Annotated in this window: 10 protein-coding genes; 4 read left to right on the top strand and 6 right to left on the bottom strand. The window is 74.2% G+C overall.

The genetic code is table 11. The annotated features are described in order from the left end of the window. Nucleotides 1-179: 179 nt before the first annotated feature. The 3 genes from trmB to AB0E02_RS33150 all read right to left on the bottom strand — a co-directional run bounded on the left by trmB (nucleotide 180) and on the right by AB0E02_RS33150 (nucleotide 4,167). Nucleotides 180-962, bottom strand: a complete 783-nt coding sequence (gene trmB / locus AB0E02_RS33160) for a tRNA (guanosine(46)-N7)-methyltransferase TrmB (protein ID WP_307811517.1) — start codon at nucleotides 960-962, stop codon at nucleotides 180-182. Nucleotides 963-1,109: 147 nt separating this feature from the next. Then, nucleotides 1,110-2,330 carry an L-2-hydroxyglutarate oxidase gene (gene lhgO / locus AB0E02_RS33155; protein ID WP_362146442.1) on the bottom strand — a complete coding sequence of 407 codons (1,221 nt, stop codon included), beginning with the start codon at nucleotides 2,328-2,330 and terminating at the stop codon, nucleotides 1,110-1,112. Between the two features lie 388 nt (nucleotides 2,331-2,718). Beyond that, entirely contained in the window at nucleotides 2,719-4,167 is a 1,449-nt protein-coding gene (locus tag AB0E02_RS33150) for a hypothetical protein (RefSeq protein ID WP_030415920.1), read from the bottom strand. A gap of 801 nt (nucleotides 4,168-4,968) precedes the next feature. On the opposite strand from AB0E02_RS33150, the gene AB0E02_RS33145 reads away from it, so the two are divergent. Continuing rightward, on the top strand, nucleotides 4,969-7,065 hold the full coding sequence (locus AB0E02_RS33145; RefSeq protein WP_362146439.1) for an asparagine synthase-related protein: 2,097 nt from the start codon (nucleotides 4,969-4,971) through the stop codon (nucleotides 7,063-7,065). A 174-nt stretch (nucleotides 7,066-7,239) separates the two neighbouring features. On the opposite strand, the gene AB0E02_RS33140 is transcribed toward AB0E02_RS33145, so the two are convergent. Together AB0E02_RS33140 and AB0E02_RS33135 are read right to left on the bottom strand one after the other, a co-directional pair. Then, nucleotides 7,240-9,291: a sigma-70 family RNA polymerase sigma factor gene (locus tag AB0E02_RS33140; protein WP_362146436.1), complete on the bottom strand. Its 2,052-nt coding sequence runs from the start codon at nucleotides 9,289-9,291 to the stop codon at nucleotides 7,240-7,242. A 271-nt stretch (nucleotides 9,292-9,562) separates the two neighbouring features. After that, nucleotides 9,563-10,405 carry a helix-turn-helix domain-containing protein gene (locus tag AB0E02_RS33135; protein ID WP_362146433.1) on the bottom strand — a complete coding sequence of 281 codons (843 nt, stop codon included), beginning with the start codon at nucleotides 10,403-10,405 and terminating at the stop codon, nucleotides 9,563-9,565. A 484-nt stretch (nucleotides 10,406-10,889) separates the two neighbouring features. On the opposite strand from AB0E02_RS33135, the gene AB0E02_RS33130 reads away from it, so the two are divergent. Together AB0E02_RS33130 and AB0E02_RS33125 are read left to right on the top strand one after the other, a co-directional pair. Next, nucleotides 10,890-12,269, top strand: a complete 1,380-nt coding sequence (locus AB0E02_RS33130; protein ID WP_362146499.1) for an NAD(P)/FAD-dependent oxidoreductase — start codon at nucleotides 10,890-10,892, stop codon at nucleotides 12,267-12,269. A gap of 311 nt (nucleotides 12,270-12,580) precedes the next feature. Beyond that, complete coding sequence (locus tag AB0E02_RS33125) at nucleotides 12,581-14,395, top strand: SpoIIE family protein phosphatase (RefSeq protein ID WP_362146430.1); 1,815 nt, start codon at nucleotides 12,581-12,583, stop codon at nucleotides 14,393-14,395. Between the two features lie 141 nt (nucleotides 14,396-14,536). Here the strand turns inward: AB0E02_RS33125 and AB0E02_RS33120 are convergent, their stop codons facing one another. Next, on the bottom strand, nucleotides 14,537-15,841 hold the full coding sequence (locus tag AB0E02_RS33120) for an MFS transporter (RefSeq protein ID WP_030415914.1): 1,305 nt from the start codon (nucleotides 15,839-15,841) through the stop codon (nucleotides 14,537-14,539). A 200-nt stretch (nucleotides 15,842-16,041) separates the two neighbouring features. On the opposite strand from AB0E02_RS33120, the gene AB0E02_RS33115 reads away from it, so the two are divergent. Next, nucleotides 16,042-16,602, top strand: a complete 561-nt coding sequence (locus tag AB0E02_RS33115) for a MarR family transcriptional regulator (RefSeq protein WP_030415913.1) — start codon at nucleotides 16,042-16,044, stop codon at nucleotides 16,600-16,602. Nucleotides 16,603-17,080 lie beyond the last annotated feature (478 nt).

Raw genomic sequence — 17,080 nt, 5'->3', positions numbered from 1 at the left:
GGACCGTGTCGCGGGGCGTACCGCCCGCCAAGTTGCCGGGCATGTCGCAGGGCGTGTCGTCGGTCGTCACGTCGCGGTTCGTACGGCGGAGCAGGCCGCGCCAGAGGGCTCTCCGGCGCGGCTGCGGCGGTGGCTGAACGGGCGGGTGCACCCCTCGACCGTAACGAGCGGCGGTCGCCCTACGCGCCGCGGCGGCGGAACAGCAGGTCGTGGACGGTGTGCCCCTTGTCCAGGCCCTGGCCCTCGAACTTGGTGAGGGGCCGGAAGTCGGGACGCGGCGCGAAGCCGGGGTGGAGGTTCTCCAGCGTCGGCTCGGCGGAGAGCACCTCAAGCATCTGCTCGGCGTACGGCTCCCAGTCGGTCGCGCAGTGCACCAGCGCGCCGGGCGCGAGCCGGGTCGTCGCCAGGGCGACGAACTCGGGCTGGATCAGGCGCCGCTTGTGGTGGCGCTTCTTGGGCCACGGGTCGGGGAAGTAGACGCGCAGCCCGGCGAGGGAGCCCGGCGCCAGCATTTCGCGCAGCAGGATGATCGCGTCGCCGTTGGCCACCCGGATGTTGGACAGCCCGTTCCGTTCCGCGAGACCGAGCAGATTGCCCTGGCCGGGGGTGTGCACGTCGCAGGCGAGGATGCCGGTGGCCGGGTCGGCGGCGGCCATCTGCGCCGTGGCCTCGCCCATCCCGAAACCGATCTCCAGCACGACCGGCAGACCGCCGAAGAACGCGTCGAGGTCCAGCCGCGACAGCCCGTCGATGTCCAGGCCCCACGTCGGCCACAGCCGGCGCAGCGCATCGGCCTGCGAGGGCGACACCCGGCTGCGGCGGGGCTGGAACGACCGGATCCGCCGCTCGTGGTGCGACCCCGCGGGGTCGGCCGCGGGCCCGGTGCCGTCGGGGAACATCGGCTCGCCACGACGCGGCGCCGGCGCGGTACGCCGACCGTCAGCCACGGCCACGGCTTCCATAGCGTCGGCTGCCACGGCGTCGGTCACGGGGGCGGGGGAGGGGGTGCGGTTCTCGGACACAGTGGGTTCGATTCTACGGGGGTGGCGTGCGGGCTCCGGATCGACGGAGCCAGGGGGCGCCTCCCCGGTCTGATCGAGGCGACACCCCTAGCTCCGGGCCGCCTCGAGCACCCCCAGCGCCCTGCGGGCCACCTCGCGGCCGATGGGGAGGGAGGCGGTGGCGGCGGGGGACGGGGCGTTGAGGACGTGGATCATGCCGGGGGATTCGGAGAAGAGGAAGTCGTCGACGAGGGTGCCGTCGGGGAGGACGGCCTGGGCGCGGACGCCGGCCGGGGACGGGAGGAGGTCCTCCTCGCGGGCGGCGGGCAGGAGGCGGCGGACCGCGTCGGCGAAGGCGCGGCGGGAGAGGGAGCGGTGCAGCTCGCCGGCGCCGTAGCGCCAGTGGCGGCGGGCGATCCGCCAGGAGCCGGGGTAGGCGAGGGTGCCGGCCAGCTCGCCGGGGCGGACCGTGCGCCAGTCGTAGCCCTCGCGGGCCAGGGCGGGGACGGCGTTCGGGCCGATGTGGACGGCGCCGTCGATGCCGCGGGTGAGGTGGACCCCCAGGAACGGGAAGGCGGGGTCGGGGACCGGGTAGACCAGGCCGCGGACGAGGGCGGCGCGCTCCGGGGCGAGGGTGAAGTACTCACCGCGGAAGGGGACGATCCGCATCCCGGGGGCATCGCCGGCCAGCCGGGCGATCCGGTCGCAGTGCAGACCGGCGCAGTTGACCAGGGCGCGGGCGCGGTGGACCGTGCCGTCGGCCGTACGGACCGCCACCCGGCCGGGGCGGCGGCCGATCACCGTCACGTCGGCGCCGTAGACGATCCGGGCGCCGGCGTCCGTGGCGAGTGCGCCGAACCGGCGGGCGACCGCGCCGAAGTCGCAGATGCCGGTCGTGCCGACATGGATGGCGGCCAGGCCGCGGACCTCGGGTTCGTACTCCGCTATCTGGGCCGGGCCCAGCTCGCGGACCGGCAGGCCGTGCTCGCGGCCGCGCTGGATCAGGCCGTGCAGCCGGGGCAGCTCGCTGCGGTCGGTGGCGACGATCAGCTTGCCGGTGACCTCATGCGGAATGTCGTGTTCGGTGCAGAATTTCACCATTTCCGCGGAGCCCTGGAGCGCGAAGCGGGCCTTGAGCGAACCGGGCGGGTAGTAGATGCCGCTGTGGATCACTCCGCTGTTGCGCCCGGTCTGATGCCGGGCCGGGCCCTGCTCCTTCTCCAGCACCACGACGCGCGTGCCCGGCGCGGCGCGCGTGATCGCATACGCCGTTGAGAGCCCGATGATGCCGGCACCGATCACCAGCACGTCGCAGTCGTACGACGACACTGCACCTCCCCTACCGCATGCCCAACCGCATGACCGCAGGCCCGACCGTCACCGCGGGTCCGCGCGCCATCCCGACGACGTATCCCATCATGACGGCCGGCACTGACAATCCCGTCGGCATTTCCCCCGGCAAGCTCGATCGGCAAGCTTGATCGTCGATAGGCAGGCTCGATCGGCAAGCTCCCTCGGCGGCCGCTCGGAACTGCCGGGCGATCCGGCGACCTGGCGATCCGGCAACCTGGCGACCCGGCGACCCGGCGACCCGGCGGCCCAGCGGCCCACCGGTCCGTCGCCCGACCCGCCGGTCCGTCGCCCGCCCCACCGCGGCTCACCGGTCCGTCGCCCGGCCCGTCGCCCGGCCCCGCGCCCCACCGCCCGCCTCGCCCACCTACGCCGGCGCCGCCAGCAAGGGCCTCGCCCGTTCCCGCAGCTCCACCACGCGCGGCTCGTCGCCGTACGGTTCGAGGCGGTGCAGCAGGTCGCGGACGTACTCCGTCGTACGGGCCGAGGAGATCCGGCCCGCCACCTCGACCGCGCGGGCGCCCGCCGCGCAGGCCGCGTCCAGATTGCCGGACTCCAGTTCGGCCACCGCGGACACCACCAGCCGCAGCCCGTGCGAGCGGACGAACTCCTCGGTCGGCCGGGACAGCGCCTGCTCGGTGAAGCGGCGCACCTGGCGGGGCAGCCGCAGGTCGCGGTAGCACTCGGCCGCGTCGGCGGCGAACCGCTCGTACGAGTAGAAGTCCAGCCACGACGGGTCGGGGTCGCCGCTCCGGGACCGCTCCAGCCAGCCCTCGGACGCCTTCAGCGCCACCTCGCAGGCGCGCGCCTCACCGGCCTTGGCCTGCGCCCGCGCCTCCACCAGGCGGAAGAAGCTCATGGTGCGGGCGGTGGCCAGACCGCGGTTGCGCTCCAGGGCCGCCTGGGCGAGGTCGACGCCCTCGTCGGCGAAGCCGCGGTACGTCGCCTGGAGGGACATCGAGGCGAGGACGTACCCACCGAGGGGGACGTCGGCGGCCGCCCGGGCGAGCCGCAGCGCCTGGATGTAGTAGCGCTGCGCGGCCTCCTGCTGGCCGGTGTCGAAGGCCATCCACCCCGCGAGCCGGGTGAGCTCGGAGGTCGCCCCGAAGAGCGCGCGGCCCACCTCGTCGCTGTACGAGGCGAGCAGCAACGGCGCCGCGTCCACCCGGAGGCACTCCGGCACCATGGAAGAACGCCAGTCCCCACCGCCGTACTTGGAGTCCCAGCGGCGCGCGTCCTCCGCCGCCTCGCGCAGCTTGCTGACGTCGCTGTGCCCCACGTGCTGCGGGATCCCGGCGTCGCCGGCCGCCGCGGCGTCCTTGTCGCGCGCCTCGGCCGCCTCCCGGGCCACCGAGCTGTCGGCCGGGGATATCAGCCAGCGCGAGGCGGGGGTGGCGTACGCGCTCACCGCGAAGGATCCGGCCAGGCTCTGCCAGATGCCGCCTCCGCCGGCCCGCCGTCCGGCCAGATCGAGACGGTAGAGCTCGGTCGCCGAGCGCACCGCGGCGCCGACGTCGCGCGGGAAGGCCAGGCCGACCTCGGGCGCAGGGTCGGCGTCGGCCAGCCCGATCTCGTGCAGCGGCACCGGCCGGCCCAGTTTGCTGCCGATCGCGGACGCGATCAGATGGGGCGCGGCGCCCTGCGGCACCATGCCCTTGGAGACCCATCGCGCCACCGACGTCTTGTCATAACGAAGCGTCAGCCCGCGCTGCGCGCCGAGGTCGTTGACCCGGCGGGCCAGTCCGGCGTTGCTGATACCCGCGAGGGCGAGAACGGTGCCGAGCTTCTCGTTCGGCCCGCGTATATCCCTGGACATGCGCACCCCTCGACACAGCGACGGCCGCCCCGCTACCCCGGGGCATGCGTCCACCCAGAGTAGTTCGCCGGATCCCGACCGTTAAGGGCCGGTGTCCCGGATGGCGAGATTCATGTTCAGACAGGGGTGCGGGATCTGGCATGTGCTCCGGGTACGTGTGCCCGTGCGCCTGGCCGTGCGCGCTGGTTGCCCGACCCCGGGAGCGCTTCCATGACTGGTGCGTGGGTCGGCCCGCTGCACTGGATCCAGTGGGCTGGGGGACACCGTCACCTCATTCCCCGCGGGTGACGGTCCGGTCCGGGGGGCGAAGCCCGCCTCCCGGACCGTCGCGCAGGCCGTCCACCGTAGGATCGTGCCACCGGTTGACATGAGGCTCGTAGTTGTCAACTGCGCTGTGCCCTACGGACTTTGGCCGAAAATCGACGGGTGATGATTTCGCGCCGTGGCGCGTCAAGGAGCGCCGCGCGGGCGCCTCGGGGGCCACACGGGGGGCCTACCGGGGGCGAGTTGGCGCATCGGTGGACCAAATGCCTCGCCCAGATGGCCAGTTGTCGGGTTTGTCGACGGATCCCCTGGTGCCGCGCCGCGGGTCTGCCGTCCACCGTACGCGCCCGCCGCCCGCCGTCCGCCGTGAACTGCCCGTATACGTCCCGCCGCGACCTCTCCGGCGCGCCGTTGTCATGGCAGCATGGTCGCCACTACGGGCGGCAAGGCCGTCACTACGGCTCGGCGACAGCTTGGCGATCCGCGGTACGGGGCGGCCGTTGGCCCCGGTGGGCGGGTAATTCGGGTGGAGGCGGCATGCGCTGGTTGGTGGGGTGGAGCAGTGCCGCCACGAGGCCGTCCGCCGCGGACCCGGAGGGCGTCGGCAGCCGCACCGTCCTCCCGGTGGGCGCGCAGATCCTCTGGGGCGACCCGGACCCCCTGTGGGCGGTCGGCGACTGGCGGCCGGACGAGGTCCGCGTCGTCCAGGCCGACCCCGAGACCCGGCTCGCCGTCTTCGGCATCTGCGGGGCCACCGACGACCAGCTGCGGGTCGGCCTGTACGCGGCCCGCGGGGGCGCCCTGCGGCACCTCACCGCCTGGTCCGGCAGCTACACCGCGGTCGTCCAGGTAGGACGGCGGATCACCGTCACCGGTGACCTGGCCGGCGCTCGCCCCGTCTTCCACACCCCCTGGGCGGGCGGCACCGCCTACGCCACCGCCGCGCTGCCGCTCGCCGACCTGATCGAGGCCAGCCTCGACATCGGCCACCTCGCCGCGCTGCTGGCCTGCCCCGACGCCCCCGAGGCGCTCGGCGCCGGCACACCGTACGAGGGCGTCCGCCGGATCCCGCCCGGCCACGCCCTCGTGCTGCGCGGCGGCGCCAGGGAGATCACCTCCTACGAGCCGACCACCTCGCTCGCCGTCGCCGCGCCCCAACTCCCGCCGGAACAGGCCGTGGACGGGGTCCGGGACGCGCTCGTCGAGGCCGTCCGCGCCCGGCTGGCGGTCCCGCGGCACGCCCCCGACCCGGACGGGCTCGACGGCCTCGATCCCGGCCCGGTGCCCGGTATGGGGCCCGCCGAGCGGCGCGCGGCACGCGGCGCGCCGGCCCCCGGCGTCGGCGCCGACCTCTCCGGAGGCTCCGCGTCCGGAACCCTCGCCCTTCTGGCCGCCGGTCTGCCCGGCCGTCCAGGACGCCTCAACGGCCACGGGGAACGCCTGCTGGCCGTCACCTTCAACGACCGCGCCACCAATGGCGCGCGGGCCCACCACGACGCCGAACTGGAGCGGGCCCGCAGCATCGCCGACAACCCGCGGCTGCACCACGTCGTCGTCGCCGCCGGGGAGGAGGCCCTCCCGTATGCCGACCTCGAAAGCGGCCCGCTCACGGACGAGCCCGGGCCCTCCCTGACGGTGGCGGGCCGCCACCGGCGCCGGCTGCTGGCGGGCAGCGCGGACCACTTCGTCGGGCACGGCGCCCGGCAGGTCCTCGACGCCCATCCCGCCCGGCTCGCCGACCTCCTCATGGACCGCCGCCGACGCCATCTCCTGCGGCCGGTCACCGCGCTCGCGAAGGCCGACGGCCCGTCCGCCCAGTCCGTCCTGGTGCCGTTCACCGTCTACCGGGCGGCGCGGCGGCTCGCCCGTACGCCGTACCCGGAGGGCATCACGGAGGCCGCGCGGCGCCTGCTGGAGCGGCAGTTCGCCGACGAGCCGGTGACCGGCGGGGCGGTGGACGCCTCGCTGGCCGCGCTGACCTGGTGTCGTCCCGGGCCTGCGGCGCGCTGGCTCACGGGCGAGGCGCTGGCCGAAGTATCGGTTCGCCTCAGCGAGGCGGCGTCCCGTACGGCCGCGGTCGGGCGCCCCGGTGAGCGGCGGGCCCGCGCGGCTCTGGCTCGGCAGGCCGCCGACCACCGGGTTTTCGAGCAGGCCGCGGAGGTCCGCAGCCAGCGGCTGCACGCGCCCTTCCTCGACAACCAGGTGGTGCTCGCCTGCCGCGCGCTCCCGGACACCCTCCGGGTGCAGCCGGGGGCACGGGCCGCCGTACTGCGCTCCGTACTGGCCGGCGCGGGCGTACGGGACCTGCCGCCCGGCTGGGGCGCCACCTCGCACGTCACCCACGCCGCGGCGGTACGCGCCGGGCTGCGCGGTGCGGTCGGCGATCTGGTGCAGCTCTTCGACGCGCCCCTGCTGGCCGACGCCGGCCTGATCGAGGCGCGGGTGGTCCGCACCGCCCTTCGCGCGGCGGCCGAGGGCGCCGCGCTCCCGTTGGACGGGCTGGCGGAACTCGTCGCCACGGAACTGTGGTTGCGCCGCCTGGTCGCCCGCCGCGGGAGCTGCTGGACGGGGGCGGAGGCGCCGCGCCAGAAGGCGGTCGCGGGCGGCGTGGTTCCGCGCGCCCGGTTGTCCTGAGGCCGGGTCTGCGGGCCCCGCGTCTGCCCTTTGCCCTGGTCGGGCCGGAGCTACGGGGCGCGCGGCCCGTGTGCCCGGCCGGGCCGCGCGTGCGACGGCGGGGAAGACGCACTGCGCGCCGTGGGCGTACGCCTGGAGGCCGGTCCGAGTGCGTCGCTGGCGCCGCCGGCGGGTTCAGCGGCAGCTGATGCGGGCCTCCGCCCAGTCGCCCAGAGCCACCGCGTCCAGGGGTGTCGCCGGGTCGACGACGAGGCGCAGCGTCCTGTGGCCGCTCAGGGGGACATGGACCGGGACGGCCGGCCGATTGCCGCGGACCACCGCGGACCGCCAGAGCCGCTCCCCGTCCGCGTACACGGAGAAGCGCAGGGCGCCCATCCCCAGGCTGAGGTCGTCGACACCCACCAGGGCGTCGTAAGAGGTGCACGACCGGTTGAGGTCGATGAGGACGGACGACCCGGCGTGCATGGTCGCGCCGTCCGCGTAGGACGTCCCGGCGATCTCCGGCGACCGGCGCTGCCACAGCCAGCCGCTCCCCAGGGTGCGCACCTCCGGTTCGCTGCCGTCGCCCATGAAGTCGTGGTCGAGCGCGGCGACTCGATACGAGGTCGGGGCGGGCTCCGGCGGCTCCGGCGGCTCCGGGCGCGTCCGGGGCGGCTCGTGCGGGGGCTTCGGAGGGGGAGTCGTCGGTGCGGGCGTACGGGTGGTGGGCGTCGGGGCGGGCGCCGGCCGGGACGGTGCCGGGCGGTGGGCCGAGGGGTGCGACGGGGTCGGCTGGGGGCTCGGTGCGGCACCGGCCGCCGGTGGCAGCGGCTTCGCCGGGGCGGGCGACGGATGACGCGGCGCGGCCGGGGCCGGCCGGTGCGGCTCGGCCCGCGGGTGCGACGCGGGCGAGGGGTCGCCGCCGGCCAGCGCGAGCACGAGCGTCACACCGGCCACCACCACTCCGACGCCGATGCCGACCTTGACCGGCGCGCCGAGCCCCTCACCCGCGACACCGCCACCCGTGCCACTCGCGCCACCCGTGCCACTCGCGCCACCTGCCGTACCGGAACCGCCCGTTGCCGCGGCGACCGCACCGGCCCCCGCCGCCCCCGCGGCCCCGGCCGCCGCGGCGGCCGTCTTCACGGCGTACCCGGCGGCGAACCAGCCGATGACCGCCACCGGCAGCACCGCACCGATCCGCTCGTTGACGTGCTCGACCTCCAGCGCCGCGGTACGGCACCGGGCGCAGCCGTCCAGGTGCTCGCGCAGGCCCCGTTCGGCCCGCATCCGCAGCCCGCCGCGGGCGTACGCGCCGAGCCGGTCGGCGTACCGGGCGCAGTCCCCGCCGGCGGTCAGCGACTGGCTGACGTGGGCCTGCAGATACGCCTGCTTGAGGCCCTCGCGGGCGCGGTGCGCCAATACGGCGGTGGCGTTCGCGGTCAGCCCCAGCAGCGGGGCGACCTCGCTCGGCGACTCGTCCTCGACCGTGGTGTGCCACAGCACGGTCTGATAGCGCTCCGGCAGGCTGCGGAACGCCTGCACGGCCATCGACTGCTCGGCCTCGTGCATGGCGTGCACGTCCGCACCCAGGTCCAGGGTGCCGTCGTCCAGCGTCGCACCGGCCGCGGAGACCGCGAACACCGCGAAGTCCTCGACCAGTTGCTCGCGCCGGGCGGTCTTCGCCCAGGAGGCGGCGACCCGGCGCACGGTCGTCAGCAGATACGCGCGGACCGCGGTGCTGGGTCCCGCGCCGCCGCGCACCGCCTGCAGCGTCCGGGCGAAGACCTCACCGGTCAGGTCCTCGGCGGTGTGCTCGTCGCGGCAGCAGTGCCGGGCGTAGCGCCGGACCGCGTCGGCGTGCCGGCGGTACATCTCCTCGTACGCACCGTCGCCGCCGGCCCGCATCCCGGCGATCAACTTGTCGTCGGACGCCGGGAGTTGATCCCCTCCGGCCGCTCCTCCCGTGGCGCCCCCGACGCCCCCCGGCCCGCCGCGCGGCGCCGCCCGGCCGGCCCCGTGCCGCTGCGGCGGCACGCTGGGGCCGTCGCCCGCCGGACCGCCGGCGCGGGCCTGCCGCCCGGCCGGCCCGCCTGTCGGAGTGGCCCCCGACGGCCCGGCCTGCCCGCCTGTCGGAGTGGCCCCCGACGGCCCGGCCTGCCCGGGCACCTGAGGGGGCGGCGCCGTCCCGGACCCGCCCGGCCCGGTCTCGCCGTCGCGTTGCTCGTCCCGCCCGTCAACACCCATCGCCGAGGCCCCCGAAGCCGCCGTCACACCCGAATACCGCGCAAGCGTGCCACATCGGGCGGTGGCGGCTGGGGGCCTCGTCCGTCAACCACTCATCCGGGGAGGGCGTCCGCCCGCCCGCACGGGCGTTCACCCGTACGGGCCATATGGCGCAATCGGGTCATACGCCACGGGAAACCCGTACGGGCCACATCGCGGGCCGAGGCCCCCGCGCGCCCGGAACGCCCGGGGCCGGAACCAGCGGGACATCCCACCGGAACGGGCCCCCACGTCACCGCCCCGCGCGCGAGCGCAGTCCCTCCAGCAGGATCTCCAGCAGCCGCGCGGAGGCAGCCTGCTGCTGACCGGGGTCGGGCAGCGCGGGCGCACCCGTGGCGATCACCAACAGGACGTCCGAGACCGTCACGTCGGGCCGCAGCTCACCGGCCGCCCGGGCGCGCTCCACGAGCCGTCCGACGACCTCCAGCAGCGCCTCCGCGCCGTCCGTCGCCTCGGCCGGGGCGGGTGCCGGTTCGGCCGCCGGGCCGTCCTCGGGCCCGCCGCGCCGCTCGACCAGCCGCAGGTCGGCCGGCCCGCCGTCCGGGCCGGGCGCCATCCGCTGCTGCGGTACCCGGGCCTCGCCGAGGCCGTCCACCGCGGCGTCCGCCCGGTCGGCCTCCGCGCTCACCCGCAGGATCCCCGGCGGCAGCAGCCGTCCGGCGCCCGAGGCGACCGACGTCCGCAGGAAGCGGGACAGCGCCGACCACGGGTCGTCCTCCTGCCCCAACGCCGCACGCGCCTGGTCCGTCAGCCGGGAGGTCTCCTCCTCGGCTATGCGGCGGACCAGGACGTCCTTGCTCGGGAACCGGCGGTAGACCGTGCCGACCCCGACCCGGGCGCGCCGTGCCACGTCCTCCATGGGCGCGCCGTAGCCCAGCTCGCCGAACACCTCGCGCGCGGCGCGCAGTACGTGTTCCAGATTGCGCTGGGCGTCCACCCGCAGCGGTGTGGTCCGCCCGCCCGCGCCCGAACCGGCACCGAGGCTGCCGCCGCCCCCGTTGCCGTGGGTGCCGTTCGCACCGTTGTTGCCGTTGTTGCCGTGCGTGCCGCTGCCGCCGTCGGTGGCGTGCGCCATGGCGACGGCTGTCGGCCATTGAGAGCCCTGAATGGTCATAGTGATCCCCCGGTAATGACGTCTCCCCCCGGAGACTCCCCGCCCTGACTGCCGGGACGCACCGACGAAAGGGTGCACCCCAACGAGATACGAACATAGTTGAGCCCGGGTCAAGTTTGAAGGGGGCCTTCCGCACGGTGCGCCCCCCGATCGGCCCAACGGACTGATCCGCCCGAATTGTGCCCCCGTACGCTTTCCGCCACCCGCCCGCTGACCAGCGCAGCTGGGCCCGGCAACCCGGAGGGTGCGGCTCCGTCCCCAGGGCAGCGCCCGGTCATACATTTCGACGGGCCTGTGGACAAAGGCGCTGCGGGGGTGCGTCATGGAACAGTGCTGCGCTTTCCCGGGAGCGCGGCACCCGAGGGTGGTCGCGCCGCCGGCCGGCCGCCTGATCGGCGCCGCCCCGGGCCCGGTCGACACCGCGAGGAGAACCCCTGTGAAGGCTGTGTCTTCGAACAACGTGGCCCGCATTCTCGTCGTCGGCGGTGGCTACGTGGGGATGTACACCGCCCTGCACCTGCAGCGGAAACTGAAGCAGCAGCTGCGGGAGGGCTCCATCGAGGTGATCGTGGTCGATCCCGATCCGTATATGACGTACCAGCCGTTCCTGCCCGAGGCCGCGGCCGGTTCCATCTCCCCGCGCCACGTGGTCGTCCCGCTGCGCCGCGTCCTGCCGCAGTGCACCGTGGTGGTCGGCGAAGTCACCGACATCAACCACGACGAACGCCGGGCGACGATCGCCACCCTGGCGGCGGAGGAGTCCGGCGACGGCGCCATCGAGGTGGTCTACGACGAGCTGGTTCTGGCCCCCGGCTCGGTCTCCCGCACCCTGCCGGTCCCGGGCCTGGCCGAATTCGGTATCGGCTTCAAGACCGTCGAAGAGGCCATCGGACTGCGCAACCACGTCCTCGGACAGCTCGACATCGCCTCCTCCACCCGCGACCCGGCGGTCCGGGACGCCGCGCTGACCTTCGTCTTCGTGGGGGGCGGCTACGCGGGCGTGGAGGCCCTCGCCGAACTGGAGGACATGGCCCGCTACGCCGTCCGCTACTACCACAACGTCAAGCCCGAGGACATGAAGTGGATCCTGGTCGAGGCGACCGGCCGGATCCTCCCCGAAGTGGGCCCGGAAATGGGCCGCTACGCCGTACGGGAGCTGCGCGGCCGCAACATCGACGTACGGCTGGAGACCCGCCTGGACTCGTGCGAGAAGCGGGTCGCCCAGCTCAGCGACGGCTCCCGCTTCCCCACCAGAACGCTGGTGTGGACCGCCGGCGTCAAACCGCACCCCATCCTGGCCGCGACCGACCTGCCGCTGACCGACCACGGCCGCCTCAGGTGCAATGCCACGCTCCGGGTGGACGGCGTGGAACACGCCTGGTCGGCGGGCGACGCCGCGGCGGTCCCCGACCTGACGGCCGAACCGCCCGCCAAGCCCGACGAGCCCCGCCCCGTGTGCGCGCCCAACGCCCAGCACGCCCTCCGGCAGGCCAAGGTGCTCGCCGAGAACGTCGCGGCGACGGTGTGCGGCGGCACGGTCCAGGACTACCGGCACAAGTACGTCGGTTCGGTGGCCTCGCTCGGCCTGCACAAGGGCGTCGCGCACGTCTACGGGCGCAAGCTGCGCGGCTACCCCGCCTGGCTGATGCACCGCGCGTACCACCTCGGACGGGTGCCGACCTTCAACCGGAAGGCCCGGATCCTGGCCGAATGGACCCTCGCGGGCCTGTTCAAACGCGAGATCGTCTCGCTGGGCTCGCTGGAGAACCCGCGCGCCGAGTTCGAACTCGCCGCGGGCACCGGCCGGCACAACGAAGCCAGCTGACGCGCCGTACCGACAGAAATTTTGACCTGACGTCAGCCCCGGGCGGGCCGGTGGTTGCGGAGTGCGGAACTCCACACCGGCCGCCGGGCGTCTGACGGATGTCCGTCCGGTCGGCCACACTGGACGTGTGACCATGGGTGGGCTCGTATCTGCAAAGAGTGACAATCACGAGGATTCTGGACGTTTGCTGCATTCCGCAAAAGGGCGCCGAGAGCGCCCCCAGCCGACCCTCCCCCGGCCCGCCGCCGGGAGGTCCCACCATGCCGACGGCCCGATCCCGCGCGACGACGCGAAGTAAGAGGTACCCCTCCGTGATCTTCACGCGCTGGAGCGCCAAACTCCCCGGCACACAGCGGCGCGCCGCCGCGCGGTCCGACCGCGCCGCAGCCCGCCCCGCCGCCGGTACGCCGGCCACCCCGCCCACCGCGGCCCCGGAGCCCGCCGCCCCGCCCGCGTCCGCGGACGGCACCCCGGCCGCCCCGACGGCCGCCACCACCGGCTCCGTCCCCGCCGCCCGCGCCGAGCGCCCCGACCCGGCGTCCGCCCAGGAGACCGCGCCCGTGACCCTGTCGCCCACCGTCGACGCGCTCTCCGTCCACGACATCCTCGGCACCATCCCCGCCCTGGTCGCCGTCGTCTACGGCCCCGAGCACCGCCTCGCCTACGTCAACGGCGCCTACGCCTCCGTCTTCGGCCCCCGCCCCGCCGGCCGCACCGCCCGCGAGGCCCTTCCCGAGCTGGACGCGCTCGGCCTGCTCCCCCTGATGGACCAGGTCCTGCGCAGCGGCAAGCCCCGCACGGTCAAGTCCCGCAAGGTCCCCGGCGGGGCCGGCGGCGACCGTTCCCGCGGCTACTACACCTTCACCTGCACCCCCATCGAGGTCGCCGCCAGCGGCCCGGCACCCGACCCCGAGGTCGCCTGCGTCGCCCCGCACAAAGGCGTCCTGGTCTTCGGCGCCGACGTCACCGACCAGGTCGAGTCCGCCGAACGACTGCGCGCCAGCGAGGCCCGCCAGCGCGAGGCCGCGGTCACCCTCCAGCGCTCCCTGCTCCCCCAGGAGCTCGAACAGCCCGACGACCTCCGGGTCGCCGCGACGTACCAGCCCGGCGGCACCGAAGCCGCGGTCGGCGGCGACTGGTACGACGTCATCACCCTCGGCGCCGGCCGCACCGCCCTGGTCATCGGCGACGTCATGGGCCGCGGTGTGCGCGCGGCCGCCGTCATGGGCCAGCTGCGCACCGCCGTCCGCGCCTACGCCCGCCTCGACCTCCCGCCCCACGAGGTCCTGCAGCTCCTGGACGGCCTGGCCGCCGAGATCGACGCCAACCAGATCGCCACCTGCGTCTACGCCGTCCACGACCCCAACGAGGGCCGCCTGGCCTACGCCTCGGCCGGCCACCTGCCCATCCTCGTCCGCGACCCGGACGGCACGGTCCGCCGCGCCGCCGAGCCCACCGGCCCGCCCCTGGGCACCGGCGGCTGGCTGCACACCTCCGGGTCCGTCACGCTCGGCCCCGGCGCCAGCGCCGTCCTCTACACCGACGGCCTGGTGGAGCGCCGCGACAAGGACATCGACGACGGCGTCGAGGCCCTGGAACGCGCCTTCGCCGGCGCCGCCGGCCCGCCCGACATCGTCTGCGACCGCCTGCTCCGCTCCCTGGGCATCACGGCCACCCACGACGACGACGTCGCCATCCTCGTCCTCCAGCACCCCGAGCGCAGCGGCCACGACGCCGAGCTCTTCCACAACGCCGCCCTGGAACTCCACGGCGGCACCGAAGCGGCCCCGCGCGCCCGCGCCTTCGCCTCCGGCGTGCTCGCCTCCTGGCGCTTCTCACCGGAGCTGCACGACCTCGGCGTCCTGGCGGCCAGCGAGCTGGTCGCCAACTCCCTCCAGCACGGCACGCCCCCGATGCGGCTGCGCCTGCGCCGTACGGACCGCCGGCTGATCGTCGAGGTCACCGACGGGGACGACCACCTCCCGCGCCGCCGCCGCGCCGAACCGGCCGACGAGGCGGGCCGCGGCATCTCCATCGTCGCCACCATCGCCTCGTCCTGGGGCTCCCGCCGGACACCGGGCGGTGGCAAGGCCGTGTGGTGCGAGTTCGCCCTGCCCCGGAGCTGATCCGGCCACGCGGCCGAACGGACCGTCCTCAGGGACGCCTGAACGGGCCACCTGAAACGGGCCTCCTCCAGGGGGCGCCTGAAACGGACAGTCGGCCGCGGACCCCCCACGGGACCGCGGCCGACCGACACCTGCCGGACCTCAGGCCCCGCAGACCACCGACTCCGCCTCGGCCGGCACCCGCGCCGCGGGCACCACCGCGGCCGGCGCCGCCCGGTGCGGGTTGTCCTGCCAGGGCCGCAGCATCCGGCCCACCCGCAGCGACAGCGCGGTGATCCCCAGCGCACACACCACCAGCATCACGATGTACGCGCCGTACATGCCATGACCGACCATCAGGGCACCGACCGCCGGACCGACCGCCAGCGCCAACTGCTTGACCAGCGCGAACGCCGAGTTGTACTGGCCGATCAACGAGGCCGGCGCCAGATCCGCCACCAGCGGCGCCACCGTCGGCGACAGCATCGACTCACCGATGCCGAACAGCGCGTACGTCGAGATCAGCAGCGTCGTCGCCACCGCCTGCGCACCGTGCACCAGCCCGGACAGTCCGGCGGCCAGCCAGGCCACCGTCCAGACCATGCCGACCAGCGCCATCACCCGGCTGCGACGCCGCCGCTCGACGAGCTTGAGCACCACGAACTGCGCCGCCACGATCGCCGCCGTATTGGCCGCGAGCGCGATGCCCAGGCTGGCCGGCGGTATTCGGGTCACCTCGGTCGCATACGCGGCCAGCCCCGACTCGAACTGCCCGTAGCAGGCGAAGAACAGCACGAACCCCAGCAGGCAGACCCACATCATCCGCCGGTCGGCGAACAGCGCCCGCCAGGCGCCCGCGGGCCGCTCCTCGCTCGGCACCGCGTCCTCGACCTTCGGCACCCGCGGCAGCCGTACGGTGGCCACCGCCGCGCCGAGCACCAGGAACATCACGGCCTCGATGGCGAACAGCCGCACAAAGCTCGCCGCATGCGACTCGTCGACGAGCAGCCCGCCGACGAGCCCGCCGACGCCCAGCCCCAGGTTGTTGAGGAAGAACTGGGTGGCGAACGCCCGCGACCTGGTCACCGTCGTCGAGCACCACACGATCATCGTCGCCAGGGCCGGCTGGACCACCGCTATACCGGCACCCAGCGCCGCCGCCGAGGCGATGACCAGCGGTTCGGTCGACGACAGCCCGAGCCCCAGGGAGCCGATCGCGGCGGAGACCGTACCGACGATGGCCACCGGCAGGGGGCCGCGCCGGTCGATCGCCCGACCGGTCAGCGGAAGCACGGCCAGCGCGGCCACGGCCAGCATCGCCAGCACGACACCGGCCGTACTGGCACCAAGGTCGCGCACCTTCGCCACATAGACGTACAGATACGGAACCGTGAAGCCGTTACCGAACGCGCTCAGCGCGTTCCCGAGCTGGATCCGGCGCAGCGCGGCGCCCATCGCGGTGGTCACACTCACCTACCTAGGTCAGGTCATCAAAGACATAAGGGACAGTCGAAGGGGCTGGACAGACACCAGGGCGAGACGCGCGACCCGGACAGTTGTCATCCGGACGGTCTCACCCTGAAGACTTGAACGCTCTAGACTTCGAAGCTAAAGAGTACATGGCGAAGAACTTCAACGCCAATCACTTTCATGTCATACTGCGCCGCATGCCTGAGCCCTCCGATGCGGCCGCCGACGCTGCCGAGCCGTCCCTCGAGGAACAGATCGCGGCCTACCAGCGCGAATTCCAGGACCTCGACCCCCAGGTCGAGCAGGTCGTCTCCGCACTCCAGCGCCTCAACCGCCGGATGAACGTCGCCTACGGGCGGCAGACCTCGACCCTCGGCATGAGCAACGCCGAGTGGGAGGTCCTCAAGGCCCTCGTCGTCTCCGGCGCCCCCTACCGGATGGGCCCCGGCGAACTCGCCAAGCGCCTCGGCCTGACGCCGGCCGCGATGACCCACCGCATCGACCGGATGGCGAACGAAGGACTGGTCACCCGCGAACGCGACGAGAACAACCGCGTCCGCGTCATCGTCGAACTGACCCACGAGGGCCGCGAGAAGTGGCTCGCCGCGATGCGCATGGCCTCGGTCTTCGAGGAGGACCTCCTCCAGGACCTCTCCGGCGAGGAGCGTCAACTCCTCGGCCAGGTACTCACCCGCCTGCTGCGCCGCGTGGAAGAGGCCCAGCCGGACGCCGGCGGTCGCCTCACCGACCTCGACTGAGGAGCGACCCGCCCGAGGCAGGTTGACACCGGTCACCCGGATCTGTAGTGTCCTCCGAGTTGCCACAGCGCCGGAACGGTTCTGCGGCAGCCCTTCCGCCGCCTCGCGGCACACCACTACTGCACGGCCCCTCACCGGGAACAATTTCGGCATGCCGAAATTCGGACCGCGGCGCGATTATGCGTCGACGAGGAATTCCGCTAACGTAGTGACCACGCCGAAAGGCGCGGCAAAACCCCCTCCGACGGGGAATCGGAAACGAATTCGGACCGGTAAACGGAACGAACAAGATCTGATAGAGTCGGAAAGGCCGAAAAGCGAAAGCCGAACGGCCGAGCCTGCTTCAACAGGGCGCCGGAGACGGAAACGGATCTGGTAAGGTTGGAACCGCGAAGAAGCCGAAAGGCCGAATCGCACCGGCGAAAATCGGAGCCGCGAGGATCTGATAGAGTCGGAAACGCAAGACCGAAGGGAAGCG

It is taken from the genome of Streptomyces sp. NPDC048196 (assembly GCF_040652715.1).
GTDB lineage: Bacteria > Actinomycetota > Actinomycetes > Streptomycetales > Streptomycetaceae > Streptomyces > Streptomyces siderophoricus.
This window is presented reverse-complemented; position numbering and strand designations above follow the sequence as displayed.

What these genes read in the sequence shown, in the direction of transcription:
- AB0E02_RS33115 (WP_030415913.1), top strand. Translation starts at nt 16,042, where the DNA reads ATGCCTGAGCCCTCCGATGCGGCCGCCGACGCTGCCGAGCCGTCCCTC.
- AB0E02_RS33145 (WP_362146439.1), top strand. Translation starts at nt 4,969, where the DNA reads ATGCGCTGGTTGGTGGGGTGGAGCAGTGCCGCCACGAGGCCGTCCGCC.
- AB0E02_RS33150 (WP_030415920.1), bottom strand. Translation starts at nt 4,167, where the DNA reads ATGTCCAGGGATATACGCGGGCCGAACGAGAAGCTCGGCACCGTTCTC.
- AB0E02_RS33135 (WP_362146433.1), bottom strand. Translation starts at nt 10,405, where the DNA reads ATGGCGCACGCCACCGACGGCGGCAGCGGCACGCACGGCAACAACGGC.
- trmB (WP_307811517.1), bottom strand. Translation starts at nt 962, where the DNA reads ATGGAAGCCGTGGCCGTGGCTGACGGTCGGCGTACCGCGCCGGCGCCG.
- AB0E02_RS33140 (WP_362146436.1), bottom strand. Translation starts at nt 9,291, where the DNA reads ATGGGTGTTGACGGGCGGGACGAGCAACGCGACGGCGAGACCGGGCCG.